General features: G+C 68.0%; 23 protein-coding genes. 8 read left to right on the top strand and 15 right to left on the bottom strand.

The window, feature by feature from the left end:
• Nucleotides 1–120: 120 nt before the first annotated feature.
• The 5 genes from L1081_RS15760 to L1081_RS15740 all read right to left on the bottom strand — a co-directional run bounded on the left by L1081_RS15760 (nucleotide 121) and on the right by L1081_RS15740 (nucleotide 5,554).
• Nucleotides 121–1,509 (bottom strand): sigma 54-interacting transcriptional regulator, encoded by a 1,389-nt coding sequence (locus L1081_RS15760; RefSeq protein WP_124960441.1) that lies wholly within the window; start codon nucleotides 1,507–1,509, stop codon nucleotides 121–123.
• A gap of 31 nt (nucleotides 1,510–1,540) precedes the next feature.
• Entirely contained in the window at nucleotides 1,541–2,152 is a 612-nt protein-coding gene (locus L1081_RS15755; protein ID WP_489413018.1) for a hypothetical protein, read from the bottom strand.
• Between the two features lie 114 nt (nucleotides 2,153–2,266).
• On the bottom strand, nucleotides 2,267–3,694 hold the full coding sequence (locus tag L1081_RS15750; protein WP_489413017.1) for an ATP-binding protein: 1,428 nt from the start codon (nucleotides 3,692–3,694) through the stop codon (nucleotides 2,267–2,269).
• On the bottom strand, nucleotides 3,694–5,070 hold the full coding sequence (gene miaB, locus L1081_RS15745) for a tRNA (N6-isopentenyl adenosine(37)-C2)-methylthiotransferase MiaB (RefSeq protein WP_489413016.1): 1,377 nt from the start codon (nucleotides 5,068–5,070) through the stop codon (nucleotides 3,694–3,696). Before miaB ends, L1081_RS15750 begins: the two co-directional genes overlap by 1 nt.
• Before the next feature lie 88 nt (nucleotides 5,071–5,158).
• On the bottom strand, nucleotides 5,159–5,554 hold the full coding sequence (locus L1081_RS15740; RefSeq protein WP_319429748.1) for a hypothetical protein: 396 nt from the start codon (nucleotides 5,552–5,554) through the stop codon (nucleotides 5,159–5,161).
• Nucleotides 5,555–5,878: 324 nt separating this feature from the next.
• On the opposite strand from L1081_RS15740, the gene L1081_RS15735 reads away from it, so the two are divergent.
• The gene (locus L1081_RS15735; RefSeq protein ID WP_489416794.1) at nucleotides 5,879–7,006 is read left to right on the top strand and encodes an efflux RND transporter periplasmic adaptor subunit; all 1,128 of its coding nucleotides are present in this window, start codon (nucleotides 5,879–5,881) and stop codon (nucleotides 7,004–7,006) included.
• The gene (locus L1081_RS15730; RefSeq protein ID WP_489413015.1) at nucleotides 7,003–10,170 is read left to right on the top strand and encodes an efflux RND transporter permease subunit; all 3,168 of its coding nucleotides are present in this window, start codon (nucleotides 7,003–7,005) and stop codon (nucleotides 10,168–10,170) included. Before L1081_RS15735 ends, L1081_RS15730 begins: the two co-directional genes overlap by 4 nt.
• On the opposite strand, the gene L1081_RS15725 is transcribed toward L1081_RS15730, so the two are convergent.
• Genes L1081_RS15725 through L1081_RS15705 form a run of 5 tightly spaced genes read right to left on the bottom strand, consistent with a single transcriptional unit; the run spans nucleotide 10,167 to nucleotide 13,664 of the window.
• Nucleotides 10,167–10,814 carry a histidine phosphatase family protein gene (locus tag L1081_RS15725; protein WP_489413014.1) on the bottom strand — a complete coding sequence of 216 codons (648 nt, stop codon included), beginning with the start codon at nucleotides 10,812–10,814 and terminating at the stop codon, nucleotides 10,167–10,169. The two genes, L1081_RS15730 and L1081_RS15725, sit on opposite strands and share 4 nt — an antisense overlap.
• A gap of 21 nt (nucleotides 10,815–10,835) precedes the next feature.
• Nucleotides 10,836–11,456, bottom strand: coding sequence for a DUF4136 domain-containing protein (locus tag L1081_RS15720; RefSeq protein ID WP_489413013.1), 621 nt, complete (start codon nucleotides 11,454–11,456; stop codon nucleotides 10,836–10,838).
• A 46-nt stretch (nucleotides 11,457–11,502) separates the two neighbouring features.
• A complete protein-coding gene (gene ttcA / locus L1081_RS15715; protein ID WP_489413012.1) occupies nucleotides 11,503–12,435 on the bottom strand; it encodes a tRNA 2-thiocytidine(32) synthetase TtcA in 933 nt (310 codons plus the stop codon).
• A 57-nt stretch (nucleotides 12,436–12,492) separates the two neighbouring features.
• Complete coding sequence (locus tag L1081_RS15710) at nucleotides 12,493–12,867, bottom strand: dihydroneopterin aldolase (RefSeq protein WP_012746124.1); 375 nt, start codon at nucleotides 12,865–12,867, stop codon at nucleotides 12,493–12,495.
• Between the two features lie 8 nt (nucleotides 12,868–12,875).
• Nucleotides 12,876–13,664, bottom strand: coding sequence for an SDR family oxidoreductase (locus tag L1081_RS15705; RefSeq protein ID WP_489413011.1), 789 nt, complete (start codon nucleotides 13,662–13,664; stop codon nucleotides 12,876–12,878).
• A 26-nt stretch (nucleotides 13,665–13,690) separates the two neighbouring features.
• On the opposite strand from L1081_RS15705, the gene L1081_RS15700 reads away from it, so the two are divergent.
• Together L1081_RS15700 and L1081_RS15695 are read left to right on the top strand one after the other, a co-directional pair.
• Nucleotides 13,691–14,806: an SAM-dependent methyltransferase gene (locus tag L1081_RS15700; protein ID WP_489413010.1), complete on the top strand. Its 1,116-nt coding sequence runs from the start codon at nucleotides 13,691–13,693 to the stop codon at nucleotides 14,804–14,806.
• Nucleotides 14,807–15,419: 613 nt separating this feature from the next.
• Nucleotides 15,420–16,283, top strand: coding sequence for a TauD/TfdA family dioxygenase (locus L1081_RS15695; protein ID WP_489413009.1), 864 nt, complete (start codon nucleotides 15,420–15,422; stop codon nucleotides 16,281–16,283).
• Nucleotides 16,284–16,309: 26 nt separating this feature from the next.
• Here L1081_RS15695 and L1081_RS15690 read toward each other — a convergent pair whose 3' ends face one another.
• Nucleotides 16,310–16,813: a DUF5329 family protein gene (locus L1081_RS15690; protein WP_489413008.1), complete on the bottom strand. Its 504-nt coding sequence runs from the start codon at nucleotides 16,811–16,813 to the stop codon at nucleotides 16,310–16,312.
• Here L1081_RS15690 and hisN point away from each other — a divergent pair.
• The 3 genes from hisN to L1081_RS15675 all read left to right on the top strand — a co-directional run bounded on the left by hisN (nucleotide 16,812) and on the right by L1081_RS15675 (nucleotide 19,030).
• On the top strand, nucleotides 16,812–17,600 hold the full coding sequence (gene hisN, locus L1081_RS15685; protein WP_489413007.1) for a histidinol-phosphatase: 789 nt from the start codon (nucleotides 16,812–16,814) through the stop codon (nucleotides 17,598–17,600). The genes L1081_RS15690 and hisN overlap by 2 nt on opposite strands.
• A 265-nt stretch (nucleotides 17,601–17,865) precedes the next feature.
• Nucleotides 17,866–18,060, top strand: a complete 195-nt coding sequence (locus tag L1081_RS15680) for a DUF2905 domain-containing protein (RefSeq protein ID WP_281147626.1) — start codon at nucleotides 17,866–17,868, stop codon at nucleotides 18,058–18,060.
• Nucleotides 18,061–18,103: 43 nt separating this feature from the next.
• Nucleotides 18,104–19,030: an ROK family protein gene (locus tag L1081_RS15675; RefSeq protein WP_489413006.1), complete on the top strand. Its 927-nt coding sequence runs from the start codon at nucleotides 18,104–18,106 to the stop codon at nucleotides 19,028–19,030.
• Between the two features lie 49 nt (nucleotides 19,031–19,079).
• On the opposite strand, the gene L1081_RS15670 is transcribed toward L1081_RS15675, so the two are convergent.
• Entirely contained in the window at nucleotides 19,080–20,600 is a 1,521-nt protein-coding gene (locus L1081_RS15670; RefSeq protein WP_489413005.1) for an aminotransferase class I/II-fold pyridoxal phosphate-dependent enzyme, read from the bottom strand.
• Nucleotides 20,601–20,773: 173 nt separating this feature from the next.
• On the opposite strand from L1081_RS15670, the gene L1081_RS15665 reads away from it, so the two are divergent.
• Nucleotides 20,774–21,109, top strand: coding sequence for a hypothetical protein (locus L1081_RS15665; RefSeq protein WP_489413004.1), 336 nt, complete (start codon nucleotides 20,774–20,776; stop codon nucleotides 21,107–21,109).
• A gap of 13 nt (nucleotides 21,110–21,122) precedes the next feature.
• On the opposite strand, the gene otsA is transcribed toward L1081_RS15665, so the two are convergent.
• Genes otsA through otsB form a run of 3 tightly spaced genes read right to left on the bottom strand, consistent with a single transcriptional unit; the run spans nucleotide 21,123 to nucleotide 25,200 of the window.
• Nucleotides 21,123–22,508: an alpha,alpha-trehalose-phosphate synthase (UDP-forming) gene (gene otsA, locus L1081_RS15660; protein ID WP_489413003.1), complete on the bottom strand. Its 1,386-nt coding sequence runs from the start codon at nucleotides 22,506–22,508 to the stop codon at nucleotides 21,123–21,125.
• Nucleotides 22,505–24,427 (bottom strand): glycoside hydrolase family 15 protein, encoded by a 1,923-nt coding sequence (locus L1081_RS15655; RefSeq protein ID WP_489413002.1) that lies wholly within the window; start codon nucleotides 24,425–24,427, stop codon nucleotides 22,505–22,507. Before L1081_RS15655 ends, otsA begins: the two co-directional genes overlap by 4 nt.
• On the bottom strand, nucleotides 24,424–25,200 hold the full coding sequence (otsB, locus tag L1081_RS15650; protein ID WP_489416793.1) for a trehalose-phosphatase: 777 nt from the start codon (nucleotides 25,198–25,200) through the stop codon (nucleotides 24,424–24,426). Before otsB ends, L1081_RS15655 begins: the two co-directional genes overlap by 4 nt.
• Nucleotides 25,201–25,275 lie beyond the last annotated feature (75 nt).

Raw genomic sequence — 25,275 nt, 5'->3', positions numbered from 1 at the left:
CGATTTTCCGGGTTGGAGCCGTTTGGAAGGCCTCGAAACCCTGGTTTTTGTCGCCGAATCCCGACAAGCTGGCGAGGCTGGTGGAAGATGGCCTTTTAAATCAACGACTTAGGGGCGTCGCTAGTCGGCGACAGGCTCGCTGCCGGGAGCGACAGCGTCGGCCTTGAAGTGGCCCGGCGTGAGTTCGTGCTTCTGCAGCAGGCGGTAGAACTCGGTGCGGTTGCGGTCGGCCAGCCGGGCGGCATCGGCCACGTTGCCGTCGGTCAGCTTGAGCAGCCCGACGAGGTAGTCGCGCTCGAAGCGCTGCTTGGCCTCGGCATAGGTCTGGACCTCGACCGTGGGCACGCGCAGCGCGCGCTGCACCAGCGCCAGCGGGATCAGCGGCGAGCTCGACAGTGCGCAGACCTGTTCCACCACGTTGTAGAGCTGGCGCACATTGCCGGGCCAGGCCGCGGTGGCCAGCGCCTTGAGCGCCTCGGGCGCGAAGCCGGACAGCCGCTTGCCGTACTTGGTCGAGAGCTTCTGCAGGAAGTGGTTGGCCAGAAGCGGAATGTCCTCGCGCCGGGCCGACAGCGGCGGCAGCGTGAGCGTGACCACGTTGAGCCGGTAATAGAGGTCTTCGCGGAACTGGCCGGCTTCCATGGCCACGTCCAGGTCGCGGTGGGTGGCCGAGATGATGCGCACGTCGACCTCGATCGACTGGCTGGCGCCGAGCGGGCGCACCGCGCGCTCCTGCAGCACGCGCAGCAGCTTGACCTGCAGGGCGGGCGGCATGTCCCCGATTTCGTCGAGCAGCAGCGTGCCGCCGTCGGCCTGCTGGAACAGGCCCTTGTGGTTGGCGTGGGCGTCGGTGAAGGCACCCTTCATGTGGCCGAACAGTTCCGATTCGAGCAGCGCCTCGGGGATGGCGCCGCAATTGACAGCCACGAAGGGCTTGTCGGCGCGGGCGCTGGCGCGGTGGATGGCGCGCGCCAGCAGCTCCTTGCCGGCGCCGCTGTCGCCGCGCAGCAGCACCGAGGCGTCCGACTTGGCGACCATGCGCGCTTCGGCCAGCAGCTCGGACATGCGGTTGCTGCGGCTCACGATCTCGGCGCGCCAGCTTTCGTCGCCGGCCTTGGCGGGCGTGCTGGCCGGTGCGCCCAGCGCCAGCGCCTGCGCGATCTTGTCGAGCAGCTCGCGGCCGTCGTAGGGCTTGGTGAGATAGGTGAACACGCCGCGCGCCGTGGCCTCGACCGCATCGGGGATGGTGCCGTGGGCGGTGAGCAGGATCACGGGCAGCGAGGGGTGGCGCTTCCTGATCTCGTCGAACAGCTGCAGCCCGTCGCGGCCTGGCAGCCGCACGTCGCTGAGCACCAGCTGCGGATGCTCGATCTCGAGCTGCGTGAGCGCGGTTTCGGCCGAGGTCACGGCCGTGACCTGGTAGCCCACCGAGCTCAACCGCATCGAGAGCAGCCGCAGCATGTCCGGGTCGTCGTCGACCACCAGCAGGCGCGCGCCGGTCGTGCTCATCGAAGGGGTTCTTTCCGCAATCGCTGGAGGTTCATGGATTCGGCCTGGTGCTGCCCGGCGCGGGCAGGGTCGGCGCGGGCACGTTGTTGGGACGCGCGAAGCTGCGCTCGATGGCGCGCAGCGCTTCGATGCGGTCGTTCAGCTGGTCGATGCGGCGCTGGCTTTCGCGCACCTGCTGCGCCTGCTTGTCGCGGTCCTCCTCGACGCGGCGCTGCTCGACGTAGCGCGCGGCCAGCGCGCGTGCCAGCGGCTGCAGGGGCTGCGCCTCGGGCGAGGGGTTGGACATCACGCGCTGCAGCAGGCCCAGCGCGCGCGCGAGGTCGGCCGAAACGCGGGTCTGCGCGAGCAGCAGCGCGAGCTGCATCTGCGCACTGGGCGAATCACCCGGATCGCCGGCGCGGGTGATTTCGGCGGCCAGCTCGGCGCCGCCCAGCGGACGGATCTTGTCGGCATAGGCCAGCATGGCCGCGACCGGGCCCTGCGTCATCAGCGTGAAGAGCGACGCGGGCTGCGTGGCGGGCGCCTTGGGCTCGGCCTCGACCGGCATCACACGCGGCACGGCGGGCGGCGGCGGCAGGGCCTCGGCCTCGGCGGGTGGCGCGGGCTGCGTCGCGCAGGCGGCCAGCAGCAGGACGAAAGGCATGGCCACCGCCCCGGACAGGGTCGAACTGCGGACGAACGGAAAAAGCATGGATTGAAGAAAAGGCAAGAGGCGGTATTTGTTTTCAGGTGGATGCCCGGGGGCTTCGCGGTGGGTTCAGGCCGTGCGCGGCAGTTCGATGCGAAAGCGCGCGCCGGGCCCCTCTGGCAGCAGGGTGATGCGGCCCCCATGGGCAGCAATGTACTCCTGCACGATCGAAAGGCCGATGCCCGTGCCCTTGACGGCATGTTCGGGCTGGCGTTCGCCCCTGTAGAAAGGCTCGAAAATCCGGTCCCGGTCGCCCTGGGCAATACCCGGGCCGGCATCGTTGACATCGATGCACGCGGTGGTCGGCGTGCTTGACACCACGATCGTGATGACACCGCCGCGCGCCGAGTAACGAATCGCGTTGGACAGCAGGTTGGCCACCGCCGTGCCGAGCTTGGTGCGATCCACCGTGAGCGTGATCGACTCGCCCTCGGCATGAACGCGCAGGCCGTGGGCCTGCCATTGCAGGCGCTGCGCTTCGATCTGCTCCTCGACCAGCGGCAGCAGTTCGGTGCGTTCGCGGCGCAGCTCGCGCGCCTCGAAGGCGGCGGCATTGAAGCGCAGCAGCGCCTCGATCTGGCCCTGCAGCGAAACGGTGTTCTGGTTCAGGATTTGCGCCACTTCGAGCTGGGCCGGATTGAGCGGCCCCGTCACGCCGTCTTCGAGCAGCGAGACGCCTTCGCGCAGCGCCGCCAGCGGCGTCTTGAGTTCGTGCGACACGTGGCGCAGGAAGCGTGCCTTGTCGGCATCGAGCTCGGTCAGGCGCAGGCGCAGCCACTCGAGCTGCTGCGACAGGCGCCGCACGTCGGCCGGGCCGCGGATGTCGATGGGCTCGTCGAGCCGGTTCTGGCCCAGCCCGACGATGGCGTGCTCGAGCCGCTTGAAAGGGCGCGCGAGCCAGATGCCGAAAGCCAGCGCCAGCGACACCGCCAGGATGCTGGCGGCCACCACTTCGCGCATCAGGCGGCGGCGCGCATTCTCGATGCGCTTGGCCAGGGCGTCGTTCTGCAGCTCGATCAGGAACTGGGCCTGCTGCGCAAGGTTCGTGTTCAGCGAATCGAGCTCGCGGAACTGCATGGCCATGCCGCTTTCGCGCGAGAGCGCGCTGTCGGCGCTGCCGCTCATGAGCCCCTCGATCACGCCGAGCTGGGCGCGCCACAGTTCGATGCCCGCGGGCGCAAGGCCGTTCCTCTCGAGCCGTTCGAGCACCTGGTGCGCTTCGCGCGCGGCGTCGTCGAAGCGGCGGCGCAGCACGGCGTCGTTCAGCACCAGCGACTGGCGCCCGGCGCGCTCCATGGCGGCACTGCGCTCGGCCAGCGACTGGGCCGCGCCCGAGAGCCGCAGCGCACGGGCCGCCGCATCGCGGCTCTGGGTCATGAGCGCGTCGTACTGGAACACCGAGCGCAGTGCCACGCCCACCAGGAGGGCGGTGATCAGCAGGAACGCGAAAAGCAGGAGCTGCTGGAACGAGCCCCGTCTGGACGGCCGCTTCGCCATCAGGCGGCGAGCGCGGCGGGAACCGGCACCGTCGACGATTCGCGCGTGGCCACTTCGCCGCGCAGCGTGTAGGCCAGCGAGCGCGTGATGCGCAGGTCGGCCATCTGCCCGACCAGGCGCCCCGACAAATGAGATGGGCCTTCGAAGTTGACGACCCGGTTGCAGGCCGTGCGGCCCATCAGCTCGTTCGCCTCCTTGCGGGAAGCCCCTTCGACCAGCACGCGCTGCGTGGTGCCGACCAGTGCATCGCCGAAGCGGCGCACGTTGCCGTCGATCACGCGCTGCAGCGTCTGCAGGCGGGCCAGCTTCACCGCATGGGGCGTGTCGTCGTGCAGCGCCGCGGCGGGCGTACCGGGGCGCGGGCTGAAGATGAAGCTGAAGCTGTTGTCGAACTGGCAGTCGTCGATCAGCTTCATCATCTTGGCGAAGTCTTCGTCGGTCTCGCCCGGGAAGCCGACGATGAAGTCGCTGGAGAGCGCGAGGTCGGGGCGGATGGCGCGCAGCTTGCGCACCGTGCTCTTGTATTCCATGGCGGTGTAGCCGCGCTTCATGGCCATCAGGATGCGGTCGCTGCCGTGCTGCACCGGCAGGTGCAGGTGGCTCACCAGTTGCGGCACCTTGGCGTAGGCCTCGATGAGCCGCGGTGTGAATTCGTTGGGGTGGCTGGTGGTGTAGCGGATGCGTTCGATGCCGGGGATCTCGGCCACGTATTCGATGAGCAGCGCGAAGTCGGCGATCTCGGCCGTGTCTCCCATGCGGCCGCGGTAGGCGTTCACGTTCTGCCCCAGCAGCGTGACTTCGCGCACGCCCTGGTCGGCCAGGCCGGCAATCTCCACCAGCACGTCGTCCAGCGGGCGGTTCACTTCCTCGCCGCGGGTGTAGGGCACCACGCAGTAGCTGCAGTACTTGGAGCAGCCTTCCATGATCGAGACGAACGCCGTGGCGCCCTCGACGCGTGCGGGCGGCAGGTGGTCGAATTTCTCGATTTCGGGAAAGCTGATGTCGACCTGCGGGCGGTTCAGGCGCTCGCGGTCGTTGAGCATCTCGGGCAGGCGGTGCAGCGTCTGGGGGCCGAACACGATGTCGACGTAGGGAGCGCGCGCAATGATGGCCTCGCCCTCCTGGCTCGCCACGCAGCCGCCCACGCCGATCTTCACGCCCTTGGCCTTCAGGTGCTTCACGCGGCCGAGGTCGCTGAACACCTTTTCCTGCGCCTTCTCGCGCACCGAGCAGGTGTTGAACAGGATCAGGTCGGCCTCGTCCACGTTCTGCGTCGGCTCGTAGCCTTGGGCGGCGTTCAGCACGTCGGCCATCTTGTCCGAGTCGTACTCGTTCATCTGGCAGCCGAAGGTCTTGATAAATACTTTTTTGCTCATGGGTGCTTTCCTGGCCCTCCTTGCCGGAGGGCCGATGCAGGACGGTCGTGTCGTCCTGCGGCGCGGCGGGCGCGGCCCGCCGGCATCTTTATTGCGTGTTGACGGTGTCGTTCGAAGTGAACGGCCAGATGTTCAGCAGCGGCTTGTCGAGCGACTCGCGCCTGGCAACGGCTTCGTCGGGCGTGAGGATCCACACCTCGCGCAGCAGGCCGGCGGCATCGCGCGTGTAGTTGACGAGGTATTTCTGGCCGGTGATGGCGCCGGACATGACCAGCATGTTCTGCGCGCTGCGGATGCGGCCGCCGGGCGCCATGCGGTCAGGCTTGCCGTCGAGTTCGACGTCGACCCCGTCGATCACCATGAACTTGCCGCGCAGCGTGCCGACCGGGAAAGTGCGTCCGCCCACCAGGGACTCGTTCTGGGTCTGCGGCCGGGGCACCTCGGACTGGGCCGCGGCGCCGATGGAAAAAAGGCTTGCAGCCACTGTGCAAAGCGCTATGAAAGTGAGAGCATTCGTGGGTTTCTTGCAGCGGTTCATGGGGTATATCCAGAGGCTGTGGAGCGGCGATTTTAGCGGCGGGGTGAAATCATCCCTGGCGCCTGTCACAGCGGGTTGTACATGGGCCCTGGCATTGCGGCTTTACTTATCTTTACGGCACTCACGGACACTGCGGGTCGACGGCTGCTCCAATAGCCGCTGTCAGCCCAAAGTGCACAAGAACCCATGAAGAAAAAAATCGTCCTCGCTCTTGCAGGTGTGTTGATCGTAGCCGTCGCGGGATGGTGGTGGAACGGGTCGGGCGAACGCATGGCGGCAAAGAACGCCAGGCCGGCCGCCGCCGGCGGAGCACCCGCGGATGGCTCACCGGCCGCGCTCGTCACGCTCGCCACCGCCGAGCGGCAGGACGTGCCGGTCACGGTGCAGGTCAACGGCAGCGTGGTGTCGCTCAACAGTGTCGATTTGCGGCCGCAGGTGACCAATACCGTTGCGGCGGTGCACGTGAAGGAAGGCCAGTTCGTCAAGGAAGGCCAACTGCTCTTCACGCTCGACGACCGCAACGACCAGGCCAACCTGGCCCGCGCCCGCGCCCAGCAGAAGCGCGACGAGGCCACCATGGCCGACCTCGAGCGCCAGTACCGGCGCAGCCAGGAACTGCTCGCGCAGAACTTCATTTCCAAGAGTGCCACGGACGCCACGCTGTCGCAGCTCGAGGCGCAGCGCGCCGCGGTGGCGGCCGACCGCGCCGCGGTGCAATCGGCGCAGGTGGCGCTGGGCTACGCCACGCTGCGCGCTCCCATTGCGGGGCGCATCGGCGCGGTCAACATCTACCCTGGCACGCTGGTGCAGCCCACGCTGTCGCTGGTCACCATCACGCAGCTCGATCCCATCGCGGTGAGCTTCCCGGTGCCGGAGGCCAACCTGCAGGACCTGCTGGCAGCGGCGCGCAGCCGGGCCAAGGTCGAGGCGCTTGTCAGTGGCCGCAAGGAGCCGCTCAGCGGCGTGCTCAATTTCGTCGACAACACGGTCGATCCGCAGATCGGCACCGTGCGCGCCAAGGCGGTGTTCGACAACGCCGACCAGAGCCTCTGGCCGGGCCAGTTCGTCGGCACGCGAATCACGGTTCGCACGCTCTCCGGCACCACGGTGGTGCCGGCCGCGGCGCTCATGATGCTGTCCGACGGCGCTTCGCTCTACGTGGTCGACCAGGCCATGAATGCCAAGCGCCGCCAGGTGCAGGTGCTCTACACCTTCGGCACCAAGGTGGCGGTGAGCGGCGTCGAGCCGGGCGAGCAGGTGGTCATCGAGGGCAGCCAGAACGTGCGACCGGGCGGCAAGGTCCGCATCGACAAGAAGCCCGCGCCGGCCGGCACCACCGGGGTCACGCCGGGCAGCGCCGCCTCCTCGGACACCCAGGCTCCGCGGGAACGCGCATGAACATCTCGGAGCTGTGCATCCGCCGTCCCGCGATGACGGTGCTGTTGTCCGCGGCGGTCGTGGTGGCGGGCATCTTTGCCTACTTCAGCATCCCGGTTGCCGCGCTGCCGAGCTACAACACGCCGGTCATCAACGTGAACGCCCAGCTGCCGGGCGCGAGCCCGGACACCATGGCTTCGTCGGTGGCGCTGCCGCTCGAGAAGCAGTTCTCGACCATTCCGGGCCTGCAGACCATCAGTTCGGTCAACACCCAGGGCGTGAGCTCGATCACGCTGGAATTCGTGAGCAGCCGCGACATCGATGCCGCCGCCGTCGACGTGCAGGCCGCGTTGCTGCGTGCCCAGCGCCAGCTGCCACAGGAGCTGACGCAGCTGCCTTCGTACCGCAAGGTCAACCCGGCCGATGCGCCGGTGCTGTTCATCTCGCTGATCTCGCCGTCGATGAACCCGTCCGAGCTCAACGACTACGCCGAGAACCTGATCTCGCCCACGCTTTCCACCATCGACGGCGTGGCGCAGGTGGCCGTGTACGGCCGCAAGGCCTTCGCGGTGCGCATCAAGGCCAATGCCGACCTGCTCAACGCGCGCAACATCACGCTCGACGAACTGGCCAGGGCGGTGAATTCGGCCAATGCCAACACACCCGTCGGCGTGCTCGACGGGCCGCGCCAGACGCTCACCATCCAGGCCAACCGGCAGCTCACCAAGGCGGAAGACTTCGCCAAGCTGATCGTCGGACAGCGCAACGGCGCGCCGGTGCGGCTCGACGAAGTGGCCACCATCGAGGACAGCTTCGAATCGGTCAAGACCGCGAGCAGCTTCAACGGCCAGAGCTCCATTTCGCTGGCCGTGCAGCGCCAGCCCAATGCCAACACGGTGGAGGTGGTCGACGCGGTGCGCGCGCTCATCCCGCGCTTCAAGGCCGAGTTGCCGCAATCGGTCGAGATCCACATGGTGAACGACCGCTCGCTGTCCATCCGCGAGGCCGTGCACGACGTGCAGCTCACGCTGCTGGGCACCGTTGCGCTGGTGGTGCTGGTGATCTTCCTGTTCCTGCACCGGCTGGTGGCCACGCTGATTCCGGCCGCGACCATTCCGATCTCGCTGATCGGCGCGGTGGCGCTGCTCTATGCCTTCGGCTACAGCCTGGACAACGTCTCGCTGCTGGGCATCACGCTGGCCGTGGGGCTGGTGGTGGACGACGCGATCGTGGTGCTCGAGAACATCATGCGCTATGTCGAGAAGGGCATGGAGCCGATGGCCGCGGCGCTGCGCGGGGCGCGCGAGGTGGGCTTCACCATCATCTCGATCTCGATCTCGCTGGTGGCGGTGTTCATTCCCATCTTCTTCATGCCGGGCGTGATCGGGCTCCTGTTCCACGAATTCGCGGTGGTGGTGGCGCTGGCGGTGCTGGTGTCGGCCATCGTGTCGCTCACGCTGGTGCCGATGCTCGCGAGCCGGCTGCTCAAGCACGTGCCGCGCAAGGACGGCGCGCTCGACCACGAGGAAGAGCACCCCGAGCCCGGCACCGCCATCGGCCGCGCCTTCGAGCGCGGCTACCGCTGGGTGCACGGCACCTACATGAGCACGCTCGACTGGACGCTCGCGCACCGCAGGCTCATGCTGCTGCTGGCGGGTGGCACCTTCGTCGTCACGGCCTGGCTGTTCGTCTCCATTCCGAAGGGCTTCTTTCCCGAGGAAGACATCGGGCAGATCCAGATCACCACCGAGGCGGCCGAGGACATTTCCTTCACCGCCATGAAGGCGCTGCAGGACCGCGTGGCCGAATCGCTGCAGGCCGATCCGAGCGTGGCCTACGTGAGCTCGTTCGTCGGCGTGGGCGGGCCGACCGCCACGCAGAATTCCGGCCGCCTGTTCGCGGTGCTCAAGCCGCGCAGCGAGCGTCCCAAGATGGCCGTGGTGCTCGAGTCGCTGCGCCAGCGCTTCCGCGAGATCCCGGGCATCGCGGTCTACATGCAGCCGGTGCAGAACCTGCGCCTGGGCGGCCGCCAGAGCAAGGCGCGCTTCCAGTACACGCTGCAGAGCGTCAATGCGGGCGAGATGGTGCCCTGGGCCTCGCGGCTCATGGAGCGCATGCGCGCCGACCCGGCCTTCCGCGACGTCACCAGCGACTCGCAGAACCGCGGCCTGCAGGCCACGCTGGAGATCGACCGCGACAAGGCCGGCGTGCTCGGCGTGGCCGTGGGCGACCTGCGCACCGCACTCTACAACGCCTACGGCGACCGGCAGATCGGCAGCATCTACGGCGCGAGCAACACCTACCAGGTGATTCTCTCGGCCGCCGACAACGACCGGCAGTTCGAGGACGACGTGTCGCGCCTGTCGGTGCGCAGCACCAGCGGCAAGCTGGTGCCGCTGTCGGCCTTCTCGACCGTCAAGCGCACCGTGGGGCCCACCTCGGTCAACCACCAGGGGCAGCTGCAGGCGGTGACGGTGTCGTTCAACCTCGCGCCCGACGTGCCGCTGGGCAACGCGACCGCGAAGATCGACCAGTTCAAGGAAGAACTGAAGATGCCGCAGTCGATCATCACCACCTATGGCGGCGATGCGGCGGTGTTCCAGAGCTCGCAGGCCAGCCAGGCCGTGCTGCTGGTGCTGGCGGTGCTCGTGATCTACGTGCTGCTGGGCGTGCTGTACGAAAGCTACATTCACCCGCTGACCATCCTGGCAGGGCTGCCGTCGGCGGCCGTGGGCGCCTTGCTCTCGCTCAAGATCTTCGGCTTCGACCTGACGCTGATCGCGACCATCGGCATCCTGCTTTTGATCGGCATCGTCAAGAAGAACGCGATCATGATGATCGACTTTGCGCTCGACGCGCAGCGTACCGAGGGCATGAAGCCGGTCGACGCGATCCGCGAGGCCTGCCGGCTGCGCTTCCGCCCGATCCTGATGACCACGCTGGCCGCGCTGATGGGCGCACTGCCGCTCGCCCTGGGCCTGGGCGCCGGCGCCGAGTTGCGCCAGCCGCTGGGCGTGGCGGTGGTGGGTGGCCTGATCTTCTCGCAGGTGATCACGCTCTACATCACGCCCGCCATCTACCTGGCGCTCGACCGCTACAGCGGCACCGGGCCGATGGTCGATCTGCCGGGCGAGGCCAAGGCCGAGGCTGGTGGTGCCGCGGGGCACGCGGCCTCGCACGCCTAGGTGGTTGTCTCGTCGAGGACGTCGTCGTCCGCCGCCAGGTGGGCGGTGTCGCTCCAGCCCACCAGGCTGAAGCCCTCGGGCGTCCACAGCATGCGGTTGATGGCTGCATTGCCGAGCTGCCAGGTGCGCGGCGCCTGCAGCTCCTGGCGCGTGGCGGCGCGGTAGAGCACGTCCATCACGCCGCCATGCGCCACCAGTGCCACCAGCTGGCCCGGATGGCGCGCGGCCAGTTTCGATGCGACGCGCGTCACCCGTTCGCGGAAGACCAGCAGGCTTTCGCCGCCCTCGGGCTGGAATTCGGGATCGCGCTCGCGCCAGCGCCTGGCCTGCTCGGGCAGGGTGGACTCGATCTCGGCAAAGCTCATGCCCTCGAAGCGGCCGAAGGCGCGTTCGCGCAGGCCGGGTTCAGGCTGCACCGCGAGGCCGTGCGGCCTGGCGATCTCCTGCGCGGTCTGCCAGGCGCGTGAGAGGTCGCTGGCGTAGATCGCGCCGATGTCTTCGTGCGCCAGCGCCTGCCCGACGCGCCGGGCCTGCCAGAGCCCGGTGTCGTTGAGCCCGATGTCGAGCTGGCCCTGGATGCGCGTGTCGACGTTCCAGGCGGTTTCGCCATGGCGAACGGCAATCAGGCGGGTGGCTTCTTCCATCTGCTGGATTCTAGGAGCGCGTCATTTCTTCTTCGCGGCGGACAGCTCGATGTTCACCCGGCGCTCGCCCTGCGGCGGATTCGGAAAGCCCTGCAGCGCGGCCTCGAACATCACCGGCAGGATGGTCGCGCTGACGTTGTACGGGCCATCGTTGCGGGCCCGCGTTTCATAGACCACGCGGTTCGAGCCGATGTCGCGCAGCACGATGCTCACCTCGCGCTCGTACCAGGGGTTGGCCGCGGGCGGCATGAAGGCCGGGCCGCCGTACCAGCCGCCGCCATACCAGCGGCGTGCATAGCCGGGATAGCCGTAGCCATAGCCCCAGGGGCCGTCGAAGAGCCACGGGTCGGCCCAGGGCGAGAGGCCGGCCGTGACGCGGGCGCCGATCTGCGCGCTGTACTGCGGCCTGGCGTCGTCGCGGCGCAGTCCCACTTTTTCGAGCGCGGCGGCGGCCATGGCCTCGAGCGATTCCTGCCGGGCGGGGTCGGCCTGCTGCGAAGGCAGGCGCTCGAAGCGGTAGCTGGCGCCCGGCGCCACGGTGCTGAGCGACGAGAAGCTTTTCACGTCGCTGTCGACCACCCAGGAGGTGGCGCAGCCGCTCAGGCTTGCTATCAGAAGAAGAGCTGAAAACGCACGTTTCATGAGGATCTCCGGGCCCTGCGGCCCAAAATTCCCCTGGGTTGCCCGCTCAGCCCTGGAGGATGCGCAGGGCTGCAGGTGCCTGGGAGAGCAGGTCGAAAGAGGGCGTGTCGAAGGCCTTGTCGCCGTCTTCGTCGGCCACGCCGGTCGCCTTCAGACCCTTGAAGTCGTGCCGCGTTCCGTCGAGCAGGTGCGAGGGCACCACGTTCTGCAGCGCGGTGAACATGTTCTCCACGCGGCCGGGGTGCTTCTTGTCCCACTCGCGCAGCATTTCGCCGACCTGCTTGCGCTGCAGGTTTTCCTGGCTGCCGCAGAGCGTGCACGGAATGATCGGGAATTCGCGGTGCTGCGCCCAGCGCACCAGGTCTTTCTCGGCCACGTAAGCAAGCGGGCGGATCACGATGTGCTTGCCGTCGTCGCTCACCAGCTTGGGCGGCATGCTCTTGAGCTTGCCCGCGAAGAACATGTTGAGGAAAAAAGTCTGCAGCATGTCGTCGCGGTGGTGGCCGAGCGCGACCTTGGTGGCGCCCAGTTCGTCCGCCACCCGGTACAGGATGCCGCGGCGCAGCCGGCTGCACAGGCCGCAGGTGGTCTTGCCCTCGGGGATCACGCGCTTGACGATGCTGTAGGTGTCCTGGTTCTCGATGTGGAAGTCCACGCCGAGCTCGCTCAGGTATTTGGGCAGCACCTCTTCGGGGAAGCCGGGCTGCTTCTGGTCGAGGTTGACCGCGACGATGTCGAAGTGGATCGGCGCGCGGGCCTTGAGCTTGAGCAGGATGTCCAGCATCGCGTAGCTGTCCTTCCCGCCCGAGACGCACACCATGACCTTGTCGCCCTCCTCGATCATGTTGTAGTCGACGATCGCGCGGCCGACCTCGCGGCACAGGCGCTTCTCGAGCTTGTGCGTCTCGCGTTCGATCTTCAGGGAATTGGTGGTGGCGGCGCCGGCGACGGGCGCCTCGTCGATCCAGACGGCGTTCATGGGTGGGCTGCTTCGGTCAGGCAAATCGGGGGGAGGAGCACCCGATTTTGCCTTGGTTCACCATTCCCCGGCTTCCATGCGGATAGCCACCTCGCAGTCGTCGAAGATCTCGAGCTTGGCGATCTTCACCCGCACGCCGACCACACCGGGCAGCTGCAGCAGCCGCTGTGCGAGCTTGCCGATGAGGGTTTCGAGCAGGTTCACGTGCTCGGCCGTGCACTCGTCGATGATGATGCGGCGCACCTTGCGGTAGTCCAGCACGTGGTAGATGTCGTCGTCCTTCGGCAGCAGCGGCTGCGCGCCCAGGTGCAGCTCGGCATCGACCTGGATCGGCTGCGGCGCCGTCTTTTCCTGGTCGAGGATGCCCAGATTGGCGTCGAAGCGCAGCCCCTGCAGCGTGAGTGTCTGGCGGCCGATCGGGTTGGAAGGCATGGTGGGGCTCACATCAGCGAGAAGTCGCGGTCGAATTTCATGAGGTGCTGGCCGCCGTCCACCACGAGCGTGGTGCCGGTGATCGAGTTGTTCTCCAGCGCGAACTTCACCGTGGCCGCCACGTCGGCCGGCGTGGAAGAACGGCCCAGCGGCGAGAGCTTGTGCAGCTTCGAGAACCTGTCTTCGTCCAGCATGTGGCTGGGCAGCGTGAGGCCGGGCGCGACGCCCACCACCCGCACGCGCGGCGCCAGCGCCAGCGCCAGCATGGGCGTGGCCGCCTCGAGCGCGGCCTTGGAAAGCGTGTAGCTCAGGAAGTCGGGGTTGGGGTTCCAGAGCTTCTGGTCGAGCATGTGCACCACCGCGCCCTGCGCGTCGCCACGCAGCGCCAGGTGGTCGTGCAGCGCCTGCGCCAGCACGATGGCCGCACCGGTGTTGCTGCGCGCATGGCGCTCCATGAGCGCGTAGCTGAAGCTCGCGGCGTCGTCGTGCTCGAAGAGCGCCGCGCTGTGGACCACGGCGTCGACGCTGCCGAAATGCGCCGCCACGTGCGGCAGCAGGGCGCGGGTGGCGCCTTCGTCGAGCAGGTCGGCCTCGAACGGCGCCGAATTGCCCGACAGGGCCGCGCAATCGGCCGCCGTTTGCTCGGCCTCGGCGCGCGAGCTGCGGTAGTGCACTGCCACCTGCCAGCCGCCCGCGGCCAGCGCCAGCGCGATCTCGCGCCCCAGCCGGCGGCCGGCACCCGTGACGAGGACGGTGCGGCGGGCCGGCGTAACAGGAGGAAGGGGCGCTGTGCTCATGCGGGCAGAGAAGGGAGAATCGGCGGGTGACGACAAAAACGACGACAAACAGTTTACCCATCGCCCTCGATATCCTGATCGCCCGCTCGGTGGAACGCGCGGGCGGATGGATCGGCTTCGACCGCTTCATGGCGCTGGCCCTGTATGCGCCGGGGCTGGGCTACTACGCCAACAGCTCGGCCAAGTTCGGCCACATGCCGTCTTCGGGCAGCGACTTCGTGACGGCGCCGGAGCTCACGCCCATGTTCGGGCAGGCGCTCGCGGCGCAGGTAGCCGAGGCGCTTGAGAAGACCGGCACCGACACGGTCTGGGAATTCGGCGCCGGCACGGGCGCGCTCGCCGTGCAATTGCTGCACGCGCTCGACGAGATGGGCCGCGGCGACGTGCGCTACCGCATCGTCGACCTGTCCGGCACCTTGCGCGAGCGCCAGCAGCAGGCTCTGGTGCGCTACGCGGACCGCGTCGAATGGCTCGGCGAATTGCCCGAGGCGATGCAGGGCGTGGTGGTCGGCAACGAGGTGCTCGACGCGATGCCGGTGCAACTCTTGGCACGCGTGGGCGGCCAATGGTTCGAGCGCGGCGTGGTGCGCAATGCGCGCGCCGATGGCTGGGCCTGGGCCGATCGCGAAACCGCGCTGCGGCCGCCGTTCGAGGTGCCCGGCGAGCACGACTACCTGACCGAAATCCATCCGCAGGCCGAGGCCTTCGTCGCGACCCTGGCGGACCGCCTGAAGAAGGGTGCGGCCTTCTTCATCGACTATGGCTTTCCGGAGCGCGAGTACTACCACCCGCAGCGCCACATGGGCACGGTGATGTGCCACCGCGCGCACCAGGCCGATGGCGATCCGCTGTCGGATGTGGGCTACAAGGACATCACGGCGCACGTCAATTTCACCGGCATCGCGCTCGCGGGGCAGGAGGCTGGGCTCGAGGTGCTGGGCTACACCAGCCAGGCGAGGTTTCTGCTGAACTGCGGGCTGCTCGAACGGATGGGGCAGGGCAGCACGGCCGAAAGAGGAATGGCGGCTCGGCTCGTTCATGAGCATGAGATGGGGGAGCTGTTCAAGGTGGTGGGGTTTGCGGTGGGGGAGGGGTGGGAGGCGATGGGATTCCTGGAGGGGGATCGGAGTCACACGCTTTGAATTGTTTGTGTTCCGGGGCCGGGATTCCGCCCGGCGGCGGGCTCACTTTCTTTTGCTTCGCCAAAAGAAAGTAAGCAAAGAAAAGTCGACCCCACTGTCTGCGACCCCTTCGCTGCGCTACGGGGCAACCTGCGGTGCTCGGGTTTCGCGGGGTCTCGCAGAACTCGCTTCGCTCAAACAGCTGCGAGCCCTGATCCGCGAAACCCTGCGCTCCTCGGCGCAGCCAGAGGGGAGGGCAAGCCGAACGGGCCTTTGCTGCGCTCGTTGGTATTGGCTGTTGGTGTTGGTCTTGGGGCCGAGCGAAGCGAAGGCTGCCCGCTCCCACCCCTTCTGTATGCGCCGAGGAGCGCAGATGGAGGCGGGATCAGGGCCGCAGCTGTTTGAGCGAAGCGAGTTCTGCGGACCCCCGCCGGAATCGAGCACCGCAGGTTGCCCGCAGCGAAGCGGAGGGACGCAGACAGCAGGGGTCGCCTTTCTTTGCTTACTTTCTTTGGCGAAGCAAAGAAAGTGAGTCGCCCGCCGGGGCGAGTCCCGGCCCCGGAACTCAAAAGAACCATAAGCAACCAACAAAGATTTCTTTGAGAAAACCCTCGTCAAAACCTACATTGGCGCAATGACCGCCCCCCAGCACTTCGAAGTGCGCCCCTTCGATGCCCCCGTAGGCGCAGAAATCGTCGGCCTCGACATCTCCAAGCCCATCAGCGACGAAGACTTCGCACGCATCCACCGCGCGCACCTCGAGCACCACGTGCTCGTGTTCCGCAACCAGCAGATCACCCCCCCCGAGCACATCGAATTCAGCCGCCGCTTCGGCCCGCTCGAGATCCATGTGCTGCACCAGTTCCATCTGAAGAACCATCCCGAGATCCTGATCGTCTCCAACATCAAGGAGAACGGCGAACCCATCGGCCTGGGCGATGCGGGGGTCTACTGGCATTCGGACATCTCGTACAAGCCCCAGCCCAGCCTGGGCTCGCTGCTGCATGCGCAGGAGTTGCCGAGCGAAGGCGGCGACACGCTCTTTGCCGACCAGCATCTCGCGTGGGAAACGCTGTCCCCCGAGCTGCAGCAGCGCATCCTGCCGCTCAAGGCCGAGCACAGCTACCTCGCCAAGTACGAGGAGCTGCGCGCGAAGAACCCGTGGCGGCCCAAGCTCTCGCAGGAACAGATCGACCAGGTCGCGCCTGCGGTTCAGCCGGTGGTGCGCACGCATCCCGAAACGGGCCGCAAGGCGCTGTTCGTCAGCGAGCATTTCACGACGCGCATCGTCGGCCTGCCGCAGCAGGAAAGCGATGCGCTGCTGGCCGAGCTGTTCGCGCACAGCGTGAAGCCGCAATTCGTATATCGCCACCAATGGGCGCCGCACGACCTGGTGTTCTGGGACAACCGCTCGCTGATGCACCTGGCGGCCGGCACGCCCGACCATCTACGCCGCCGCCTGAACCGCACGACCATCGTGGGCGACACGCCCTTCTGACTGCTTTTTCCGCCGATGCAACGGGCTCAACCCGCGCCGGGCTTGCCGCCGCCCCGGCGCAACGCGCGCAACTCGGCGTTCAGGAATTCGTTGGCATCGCGCATCGAACCGTTCGGCATCTTGATCTTGTAGGCCTTGCCCGTCACTTCCGAGCGGGAGGCGCAGCGGTCGATGAAGTCTTCCGCCGTGGCGATCTCGTCTTTGAAGTGGTCGAACTTGGCCTGCATGTGCTTGGCGGCATCGGCGGCGTTGTGCTCATTGCCGTTGCGCATGAAGGTCATCGTCGTCATCTTCGAGACGCGCAGGATCAGCGTGTCGATGAGCTTTTGCTCCGACGGGGAAGGGGCGGCCTGGGCCGCTGCGGCCGCAAGGCCGAGCACAAGCGCCAACAGGGCGCGACGCGGAAGTCGAAATGAAGCCATGTGGTCGATGTGGCAATTTCCGGACCATGCTAGGGCGGTGGCCCCATGCGTGTCAAACCGGGCCCGGCTCGGGTCTAATCGCAGGTTTTGGCACGCTTGGTTTCCCATGAGCTCTTCCGCCCCCGATCTGCTGTCGATCGCCCATTCCCTGGCCGATGCCGCCGCCGCGCAGTCGATGCGCTATTTCCGCACGCCGCTGGACATCATCACCAAGGCCGACGAGAGCCCGGTGACGCTGGCGGACCGCGCCGCCGAAACGGCCATGCGCGAGATCCTTGCCGTGCGCGCCGCGGCGGACGGCATCTTCGGCGAGGAGCACGGCCTCGAGCGGCTCGACGCCGAGCGCGTCTGGGTGCTCGACCCGATTGACGGCACGCGCAGCTTCATCACCGGATCGCCGCTCTGGGGCACGCTGATCGGTGTGCTGCAGGGCTCGCGCGTGGTGCTGGGCATGATCGACATGCCGGTGCTCAAGGAGCGCTGGGTCGGCCAGGCCGGGCAGGGCGCCACGCGCGACGGCCAGCCGGTGCACGCGAGCAGCTGTACCGACGTGGCCAAGGCGCGCATCGTCACCACCTCGCCCGATATCTTTGCGCCGGCCGACTGGCAGGCCTTCGACCGGCTGAGCCGGCAGTGCGCAATGCGGCGCTTCGGCGGCGATTGCTACGGCTATGCCCAGCTGGCGGGCGGCACCATCGACCTCGTGGTGGAAACCGGCCTGCAACCCTACGACTACCTGGGCCCGGCCGGCGTGATCGAGGCCGCGGGCGGCGTCATCACCGATTGGCAGGGCCAGCCGCTCGGGCTGGAATCCGACGGCCGGGTGATTGCGGCCGCAACGCCCGAACTTCACCGACAAGCCATGGCCATCCTGGCGGCCTCTAGGGCCTGTTAACGCTATGGAAGGGGTCGCGAAGCTCGCCACAGCCCGCCCATCAAGGCGCGTGACGCCGTGCGTGCGTGCGCACGCACAAGGAACGCAACGCCGAGGGGCGGGCTGTGGCGAGCTTCCCTGCGGGTTGCTTCGCCAAGGGGCCGTCTGCGGCGTTGCCCGCGCTTGCAAGGCCAAAGCCTTGCTGCGCCCGGGCGCCTTGCATCCAGCCCCTTGGCGAAGCAACGCGATCCCCTTCCATAGCGTTAACAGGCCCTAGACTGTTCCCATGATCCGCTGGCTGATCGTCGTCGTCCTTGCCCTGGTGCTCATGAGCGGCCTCACGGCCTGGCTGCGCCGGTTCGGCTTCGGACGGCTGCCTGGCGATTTCGAATTCCGTGCCTTCGGCCGCGAATGGCAGCTGCCGATCTCGAGCACGCTGGTGCTCAGCATGATCGCGGCGCTGGTGGCGCGCTTCATCTAGCGCCGTTGATGAACCCAGAGACCCCAGAGAGAAGAACCACGCGATGAGAGCCTGCGTTGACATCGGCGGCACCAAGGTGGCCGTGAGCCTTTCCCCTTCGAGCGAGGCGCCGCTGGTCGGCCGCCGCAGCGAGCCGACGGCCAAGACCGGCGACAACGACGCCGTGGCGGTGCAGATCATGCGCATGATCGACGAGGTCTGCGCCGAGCAGGGCATCGCGCCGGCCGACATCGACCGCGTGGGCGTCTCCTCCACCGGCCCCTTCGAGCTGCGCGACGGCATGGTGGAACTGGCCACGCCCAACATCTGCGGCGGCATTGCCGGACCGGCGCGCGGCCTGCCCAACAACTGGATGACGGCGATCATCGAAGCCCCGCTGGTCCGGCGCTTCGGCCGCGTGCGGGTCGAGAACGACGCCGTGGCCGCGCTCGAGGCCGAGCGCCACTGGGGCGCGCTGCAGGGCATGGACCACTGCGCCTACGTGACCTGGAGCACCGGCGTGGGCGTGGGCCTGTGCGTGGACGGCCGCGCGTTGCGCGGCAAGAACGGCAATGCCGGCCATGCGGGCCACAGCTTCGTGGCGGACGACGCCAGCGGCGCGCTCTGCGGCTGCGGCAACCTCGGCGACGTGGAGGCGCTGGTGGCGGGCAACTCCATCGCCCGCCGCTTCGGACAGCCCGCGCCAGACCTGTTCGCGGCCGCCTCGGGCGGTGAACCGCATGCCATCGAGGTTGTCGATGCGCTGTGCCGCGTGATGGGCCGGTTGATCTACAACCTGATTGCCACGCTCGACCTCCAGCGCATCAGCCTGGGTGGCAGCGTGTTCTGGCACCACCGCGACTTTCTGCTGCCACGGCTGCAGGCGCAGGTCGACGGCAAGCTCAAGCCGCTCACGCGCGGCGTGCTGCTGGTGCCCGCGGGGCTCGGCGAAAAGGTCGGCGACTACGCCGCCCTGGCACTGCTCGACTGAGAAGGTGCGAATGAACCTGCTGCGCACCCCGATCTCGCACCTGCGGTCCTCACCGTACGCGAGTACGGTTCCGGTCCTCGACGCAAGCTCGGGGCGCTCGCGACGGTTCCTTCACACCTTCTGAGGCACTGCGGCTCATCAGCGTCTCGACGATCTGGCCCAGGCGGCGCAGACCCGTGTCGACCGTCTCGCCATACGGCCAGCCGCAGTTGATGCGCAGGTAGTGATCGAAGCGCGAGGAGTTGGAGAACAGCGTGCCGGGCGCCACCACGATCCGCTCCGCGAGCGCCGCATCGAAGACCCGCGACGACGACAGGCGCTCGGGCAGTTCCACCCACAGCTGCAGTCCGCCGGGCGGCAGGTTGATGCGCGTGCCGGCCGGAAAGTAGCCGGCGATCGCGTCGGCGGTCTGTTCACGCTGCGTCTTCAGGCAGCCGCGCAGATGGCGCAGATGGCGGTCGTAGGCGCCGGTGGCCATGAACAGGCCGGCCCCGCTTTGCGAGAGGCCTTCGTTGTTGCGGGTCTGCGCGTACTTGAGCATTTCCACCCGCGCATGCCAGCGTCCGGCCGTGATCCAGCCCAGGCGCAGGCCGGGCGCGAGGATCTTGTGCAGCGAGGCGCAGTGAATGACGTTGCCGCTGGCGTCCCAGGACTTGAGTGCGCGCGGCGGCGTCTGGGCATCGACGAGCTCGCTGTAGGTGTCGTCCTCGATCAGCGGGATCTCATGCCGCTCGCACAGCTGCGCGAGCCGCGCCTTGTGAGCATCGGGCATCACGCTGCCCAGCGGGTTCTGCAGGTGCGGCACCACCACCACGGCCTTGATGTTGTCGTAGGTGCGGATCGCGAGCTCCAGCGCTTCGATCGAGAGGCCGGTCTGCGGGCTGGTCGGGATCTCCAGCGCGCGCATGCCCAGGCTCTCGAGCACCTGCAGCAGGCCGTAGAAGGTGGGCGACTCCACCGCCACCGTGTCGCCCGGCTGCGCCACTGCACGCAGCGCGAGGTTGAGCGCCTCGATGCAGCCGTTGGTGACCAGGATGTCTTCCGGCGAGATCGCCATGCCTACGCGCAGGCTGCGCTGCGCGAGCACCTCCCGGAACTGTCGGTGGCCCTTGAGCGGCGCCGCGACCGTCAGCATGTCGGGCTGCTGGCGCAGCATGCGCGTCATCGCATTGCGCAGCGCCTCGGCCGGATACAGCTCCGGCGCGCCGCGCGCGATGGAAAAGTTGAGCTTCTCGGGAAGCTGCCGGCGGCGCGCCACGAAGTCCGACACCTTGGCGTGGATGCCCACGTACTGCGCCGGGTCGGGCGGCACGCCGGCCGGGGGCTCCTCCATCGGCGCGATGGCGAGGCGCCGCGGCCGGCGCACGAAGTAGCCCGAGCGGTCGCGCGCCTCGACCCAGCCGTCGCTTTCCATCGTGCGGCACAGCTGCAATGCGGTCGACAGGCTGATGCCGTGCAGGCGCATGAGGCTGCGTAGCGAGGGCAGCTTGTCGCCCTGCTTGAGCGAGCCGGTGTGGATCGCGTCCACGTAGTGCGCTGAGAGCTGGCGGTAGAGCGGTAGCGAGTCCATGGCGTCGATGCTCCCCTTATCGCGCATCCGAAAACAGATGCAGTTGCGAAGGAAAATGACCATAACAGATGCGCCGCGCTCACCGCTGTTCCGGTGCGAATCGCCTGGGCGTGTGCCTGTTTTCCGGGCGCCCGAATTCCTACGATGGGCGCACCCACTCCAGAAGGCGCGCCATGTCCCCCACCACTCTCGACCGACTGCCCGATACCGTCGTCCTGCAACCGGGCGAGGCCCTGCGCGCGGCGCTCGACCCCGCCACCTGGCTCGAGATGCTGGAGGGCCGTGCGCTGCTCGTGTCGCCGCCCTCGTGGTTCGGCGACACCGTATTCACCGCGAAGACCGTGCTGAACGAGGGCGACGTGCACCGGCTGGAACGCGGCGGCTGGATCGAACTGTCGGCGCTGGCGCCGGTGCGGCTGCGCGTGCATGCGCCACAGCAGGCACCGGCGGCTCGGCCCGCCGAGCCCCGGCCGGTGATGCGCCTCGTGCGGCTGTTGACCGGAAGCTAGGCCGCGGTTCTATTCACCGCTGCGTCGCGGCATGGCGCAGCGCCTCGAGAAAGCTGCGCCGCCACCAGTGGATGTCCTGCTCGCGGATGCGCGACAACAGCTTCTGGTGCCGCTCGCGCCGCTCCTCGAGCGGCATCTGCAGCGCCTGCTGCACGGTTTCGGCCGTGCCGTGCGTGTCGTACGGGTTCACCAGCAGCGCTTCCTTCAGCTGCTCGGCCGCGCCGGCAAAGCGCGACAGCACCAGCACGCCCGGGTCGGCCGGGTCCTGCGCCGCGATGTATTCCTTGGCGACCAGGTTCATGCCGTCGCGCAGCGGCGTCACCAGTCCGACCGCGGCGGCGCGGCACAGCCCCGGCACCCGCTTGCGCGCCACCATGCGGTGGATGTAGCGTACCGGCATCCAGTCGAGTTCGCCGTAGTCGCCGTTGATGGCGCCGCACAGCGATTCGAGTTCGCGCCGGATGTCGCCATAGGCATCGACCGTCTCGCGCGTGGGCGAGGCAATCTGGATCAGCGTGGCGCTGCGGCGGTTCTCGGGGTAGTTGGCGAGCAGTTCGCGAAAGGCGCGCACGCGCTGGGGAATGCCCTTGGAGTAGTCGAGCCGGTCGATGCCCAGCAGCAGCCGGCGCTGCGAATATTCGCGCTTCATGGTCTCGAACATGTCGCGCGACTCCTTCGCGTGCGTGAGCGCCGCGAATTCGTCGACGTCGATGCCGATCGGGAAGGCGCTGCAGCGCACCGTCTGGCCGTAGGCGCGGTACATCTCGTCGCCCAGGTATTCGCCGTGCGCCTCGTTGCGCACGTAGTGCTCGAAATGCTGCACGTCCTGCTGCGCCTGGAAGCCGATCAGGTCGTAGGCGAACAGCGAGCGCATGAGCCATTCGTGCTGCGGGACGGCCGCGATGATGATCTGCGGCGGCAGCGGAATGTGCAGGAAGAAGCCGATGCGCTGCCTGCAGCCCATGGCGCGCAGCTCGGCTGCCAGCGGCATCAGGTGGTAGTCGTGAATCCAGATGATGTCGTCGTCCTTCAGCATCGGCTTGAGCTTGCGCGCGAACAGCTGGTTCACGCGCCGGTAGCCGCCGATGAAGCCGGCTTCGAAGTGGGCGAGGTCGAGGCGGTTGTGGAACACCGGCCACAGCACGTCGTTGCTGTAGCCCAGGTAGTAGCTGTCGTGGTCCTCGCGGCTCAGGTCGATGGTGGCGAGGGTGACCTTGCCGGCCTGCAGCATGTGCAGTTCGCCTTCGCCCGTGGGGCCGTTCTCGACGATCTGGCCGCTCCAGCCGAACCACATGCCGCCGCTTTGCTGCAGGCTTTCGCCGAGCGCCACGGCCAGGCCGCCGGCCGCGGGCTTGCGCGGGTCGGCCACGCGGTTGGAAACAACGACCAGTCGACTCATATACAGGAGTCCCAGGGCGCCGAAAGCCGCACGGCCGCATTGATGATGCCGACCATCGAATAGGTCTGCGGAAAGTTGCCCCACATCTCGCCCGTGACCGGGTGCGTGTCTTCCGACAGCAGGCCGAGCGGGTTGCGCGCCGCCAGCATGGTCTCGAAGATCTGGCGTGCCTCGGCCCTGCGGCCGATCTTGGCGAGCGCGTCGATGCGCCAGAAGGTGCAGATGTTGAAGGCGGTCTCGGGTTTGCCGAAGTCGTCGGCCGCCTCGTAGCGGCGCATGTAGGGGCCGTCGCAGAGCGATTTTTCCATGGCGTCGACGGTGGAGATGAAGCGCGGGTCGCGTGCGTCGATCAGCCCCACCTCCACCATCAGCAGGATGCTGGCATCGAGCTCGTGGCCGCCGAAGCTTTCGGCAAAGGCCTGGCGCTCCTCGCACCAGGACTTGGCGAGGATTTCCTCTTTCATGCGCGCGGCGTGGCCGTGCCAGTAGGCGGCGCGTTCGGGCAGCGCCAGCGCGCGCGCGATCTTCGCGAGCCGGTCGCAGGCGGCCCAGCTCATGAGCGCGGAGCTGGTGTGCACGCGGGCGCGGGTGCGCAGCTCCCACATGCCGGCATCGGGCGTGCCGTAGACGCGGATCGCCTGCTCCCCCACGGCCTCGAGGTGCGGAAACTCGGCCGCACCCGCGCGGCTCAGCAGCCGGTGGTCATGGAAGGCCTGCGCCGCGCCGAGCACGATGTTGCCGTAGACGTCGTGCTGGAAGTGCTCCTGCGCCTGGTTGCCCACGCGCACCGGCCCCATGCCGCGGTAGCCTGCGAGGTTCTCGACCATCGACTCGGGCAGCTCGCGCTCCAACCCGATGCCGTACAGCGGCTGGATGTGCTCGCCGTGCGAGCCGATCACCACGTTGCCGAGCCAGCGCAGGTAGTCTTCCATGGTGCCCACCTCGCTCAGCGAATTGAGCGCCCGCACCACGAAGAAGGCATCGCGCAGCCAGCAGTAGCGGTAGTCCCAGTTGCGCTGGCTGCCCGGCGCCTCGGGAATGCTGGTGGTCATGGCGGCGACGATGGCGCCGGTGTCCTCGTAGAGCGAGAGCTTGAGCGTGATGGCTGCGCGGATCACCGCGTCCTGGTATTCGAACGGAATCGCGAGCCGCTTGCTCCAGGTGCGCCAGTAGGAAATGGTTTCCTGCTCGAAACTGCGCGCGGTGTCGGCAATGCCGTCGAGCAGGGTTTCGTCGACGCCGAACATGAAGTTGTACTCGCGCGAGAGCACGAAGGGCTGGCGCGAAAGGATGTGCGAGATCGATGCGTCGGTGTTGAGCCGCAGCGTCACATCGGGCCCCACGTAGCGGATGTGGTTGCTGCCGCGCGTGACCTCCAGCGGCCCCGAGGCGCCCCACTGAAAGCGCGGGTCGAGCGCCACGCGGACGCGCGGCGCGCCGGCAATCGGCCGCACGCGGCGCACCATCATCAGCGGGCGGAAGTAGCGCGAGCGGCTGTAGAAGCGCGGCGCGAAGTCGGTGATCTCGATGCCCTGGCCGGCGCTGTCGAACAGCTGCGTGCGCAGCACCGCGGTATTGGGCTCGTACCACTGCTTGCTGGAGGCGAAGTCCTCGATCTCGATGGCCCAGGCGCCGGCCTCTTCGCCCGGGTGCAGCAGCGCATTGAAGACCGGGTCGCCGTCGAAGCGCGGCAGGCAGCACCACACAGCGCGCCCGCGTGCATCGATGAGCGCGCTGTAGGCACAGTTGCCGATCACGCCCACGTTGAGCGAAGGCTCGGCCGGCGGCCCGAAGCCGCGCGGCGCACCAGAAGCTGCAACGCGCGGGTCGATCGGCGCGTGGTCGGCGGGCCCGGCCGCGCCGGAGATGGAAATGCCTGCGCGATCCTCGGGGGCCTTCGACAATTGCAGCTCGCTCATCCATCGCTCCTGGGGGATTCGTCTTTCTTGCGGGCCGGCGCGGCCAGCTGGTCGCGCAGCTGCACCAGCCATTCGTAGACCGCGCGCGGCGATTCGAGCCGGTGCAGCGCCAGGCTCGGACCCGAGCCGACCTTGATGCCGATGCCGCCGCGCGGCTGCACGACCGCGAAGCCGCTCTCGTCGGTGGTGTCGTCGCCGGCAAAGACCGGCAGGCGCCCCGCGAACGGCGCCTCCGTCATGAAGGCCTCGATGGCAATGCCCTTGTTGACCCCGGTGGGCTTGACCTCGAACACGAACTTGCCGTGCAGCAGCTCGAGCAGCGGCCGGCCCGCAATGGCGCGCGACATGGCATCGCGGCACACGGCTTCCAGCTGCGGTGCGAGCCGGTAGTGCAGCGCGATGGCCGCGTGCTTGCGCTCCACCAGCAGGCCTTCATGCACGCGGGCCAGTTCGTTGGCGATGTCCAGGATGGGCATGAGATCGGGTGCATGCTGCTCCTGCATGCGGCCTTGCGCGTCGCGCCGCTGCACGCCGTGCTCGCCCGCGGCGGGCAGGCGCAGCGGCGCGAGGAAGCGGTCGATGGCATCGATCTGGCGGCCCGACACCACGGCCAGCGCGCCGCCGAGCTGGTCGCGCAGGTCTTCGAGCAGGGCCACCAGGGCGGAAGGAACCTCGATCGCCTCGGGGGTGGGTGCGAGCGCGACCAGCGTGCCGTCGAAGTCGAGAAAGAGGGCTGTATCTCGGCCCAACGGAGGTGGCAACTGGGAGGACATTGGCATCGGTGAAAACCATAACACGGGCCTGGCATTTCCCGTGTCGGCCAAAGTCGGACGTCTGCGGCGGCGGCG

The organism is Variovorax sp. MSC1_012, assembly GCF_023667525.1.
In the GTDB taxonomy this organism is placed as follows: domain Bacteria; phylum Pseudomonadota; class Gammaproteobacteria; order Burkholderiales; family Burkholderiaceae_C; genus Variovorax; species Variovorax beijingensis_B.
The sequence above is the reverse complement of the archived record's forward strand: the minus strand, read 5'-3'. Positions and strand labels throughout refer to the sequence as shown.

Excerpts from the sequence above, each read along its gene's own strand:
- L1081_RS15720 (WP_489413013.1), bottom strand. The coding sequence starts at position 11,456 with ATGAAACGTGCGTTTTCAGCTCTTCTTCTGATAGCAAGCCTGAGCGGC.
- L1081_RS15735 (WP_489416794.1), top strand. The coding sequence starts at position 5,879 with ATGGCGGCAAAGAACGCCAGGCCGGCCGCCGCCGGCGGAGCACCCGCG.
- L1081_RS15670 (WP_489413005.1), bottom strand. The coding sequence starts at position 20,600 with ATGGACTCGCTACCGCTCTACCGCCAGCTCTCAGCGCACTACGTGGAC.
- L1081_RS15725 (WP_489413014.1), bottom strand. The coding sequence starts at position 10,814 with ATGGAAGAAGCCACCCGCCTGATTGCCGTTCGCCATGGCGAAACCGCC.
- L1081_RS15695 (WP_489413009.1), top strand. The coding sequence starts at position 15,420 with ATGACCGCCCCCCAGCACTTCGAAGTGCGCCCCTTCGATGCCCCCGTA.
- L1081_RS15730 (WP_489413015.1), top strand. The coding sequence starts at position 7,003 with ATGAACATCTCGGAGCTGTGCATCCGCCGTCCCGCGATGACGGTGCTG.
- L1081_RS15760 (WP_124960441.1), bottom strand. The coding sequence starts at position 1,509 with ATGAGCACGACCGGCGCGCGCCTGCTGGTGGTCGACGACGACCCGGAC.
- L1081_RS15750 (WP_489413017.1), bottom strand. The coding sequence starts at position 3,694 with ATGGCGAAGCGGCCGTCCAGACGGGGCTCGTTCCAGCAGCTCCTGCTT.
- L1081_RS15705 (WP_489413011.1), bottom strand. The coding sequence starts at position 13,664 with ATGAGCACAGCGCCCCTTCCTCCTGTTACGCCGGCCCGCCGCACCGTC.
- L1081_RS15665 (WP_489413004.1), top strand. The coding sequence starts at position 20,774 with ATGTCCCCCACCACTCTCGACCGACTGCCCGATACCGTCGTCCTGCAA.
- L1081_RS15710 (WP_012746124.1), bottom strand. The coding sequence starts at position 12,867 with ATGCCTTCCAACCCGATCGGCCGCCAGACACTCACGCTGCAGGGGCTG.
- L1081_RS15755 (WP_489413018.1), bottom strand. The coding sequence starts at position 2,152 with ATGCCTTTCGTCCTGCTGCTGGCCGCCTGCGCGACGCAGCCCGCGCCA.
- otsB (WP_489416793.1), bottom strand. The coding sequence starts at position 25,200 with ATGTCCTCCCAGTTGCCACCTCCGTTGGGCCGAGATACAGCCCTCTTT.
- otsA (WP_489413003.1), bottom strand. The coding sequence starts at position 22,508 with ATGAGTCGACTGGTCGTTGTTTCCAACCGCGTGGCCGACCCGCGCAAG.
- L1081_RS15680 (WP_281147626.1), top strand. The coding sequence starts at position 17,866 with ATGATCCGCTGGCTGATCGTCGTCGTCCTTGCCCTGGTGCTCATGAGC.
- miaB (WP_489413016.1), bottom strand. The coding sequence starts at position 5,070 with ATGAGCAAAAAAGTATTTATCAAGACCTTCGGCTGCCAGATGAACGAG.
- L1081_RS15690 (WP_489413008.1), bottom strand. The coding sequence starts at position 16,813 with ATGGGAAACCAAGCGTGCCAAAACCTGCGATTAGACCCGAGCCGGGCC.
- ttcA (WP_489413012.1), bottom strand. The coding sequence starts at position 12,435 with ATGAACGCCGTCTGGATCGACGAGGCGCCCGTCGCCGGCGCCGCCACC.
- L1081_RS15655 (WP_489413002.1), bottom strand. The coding sequence starts at position 24,427 with ATGAGCGAGCTGCAATTGTCGAAGGCCCCCGAGGATCGCGCAGGCATT.
- hisN (WP_489413007.1), top strand. The coding sequence starts at position 16,812 with ATGAGCTCTTCCGCCCCCGATCTGCTGTCGATCGCCCATTCCCTGGCC.
- L1081_RS15675 (WP_489413006.1), top strand. The coding sequence starts at position 18,104 with ATGAGAGCCTGCGTTGACATCGGCGGCACCAAGGTGGCCGTGAGCCTT.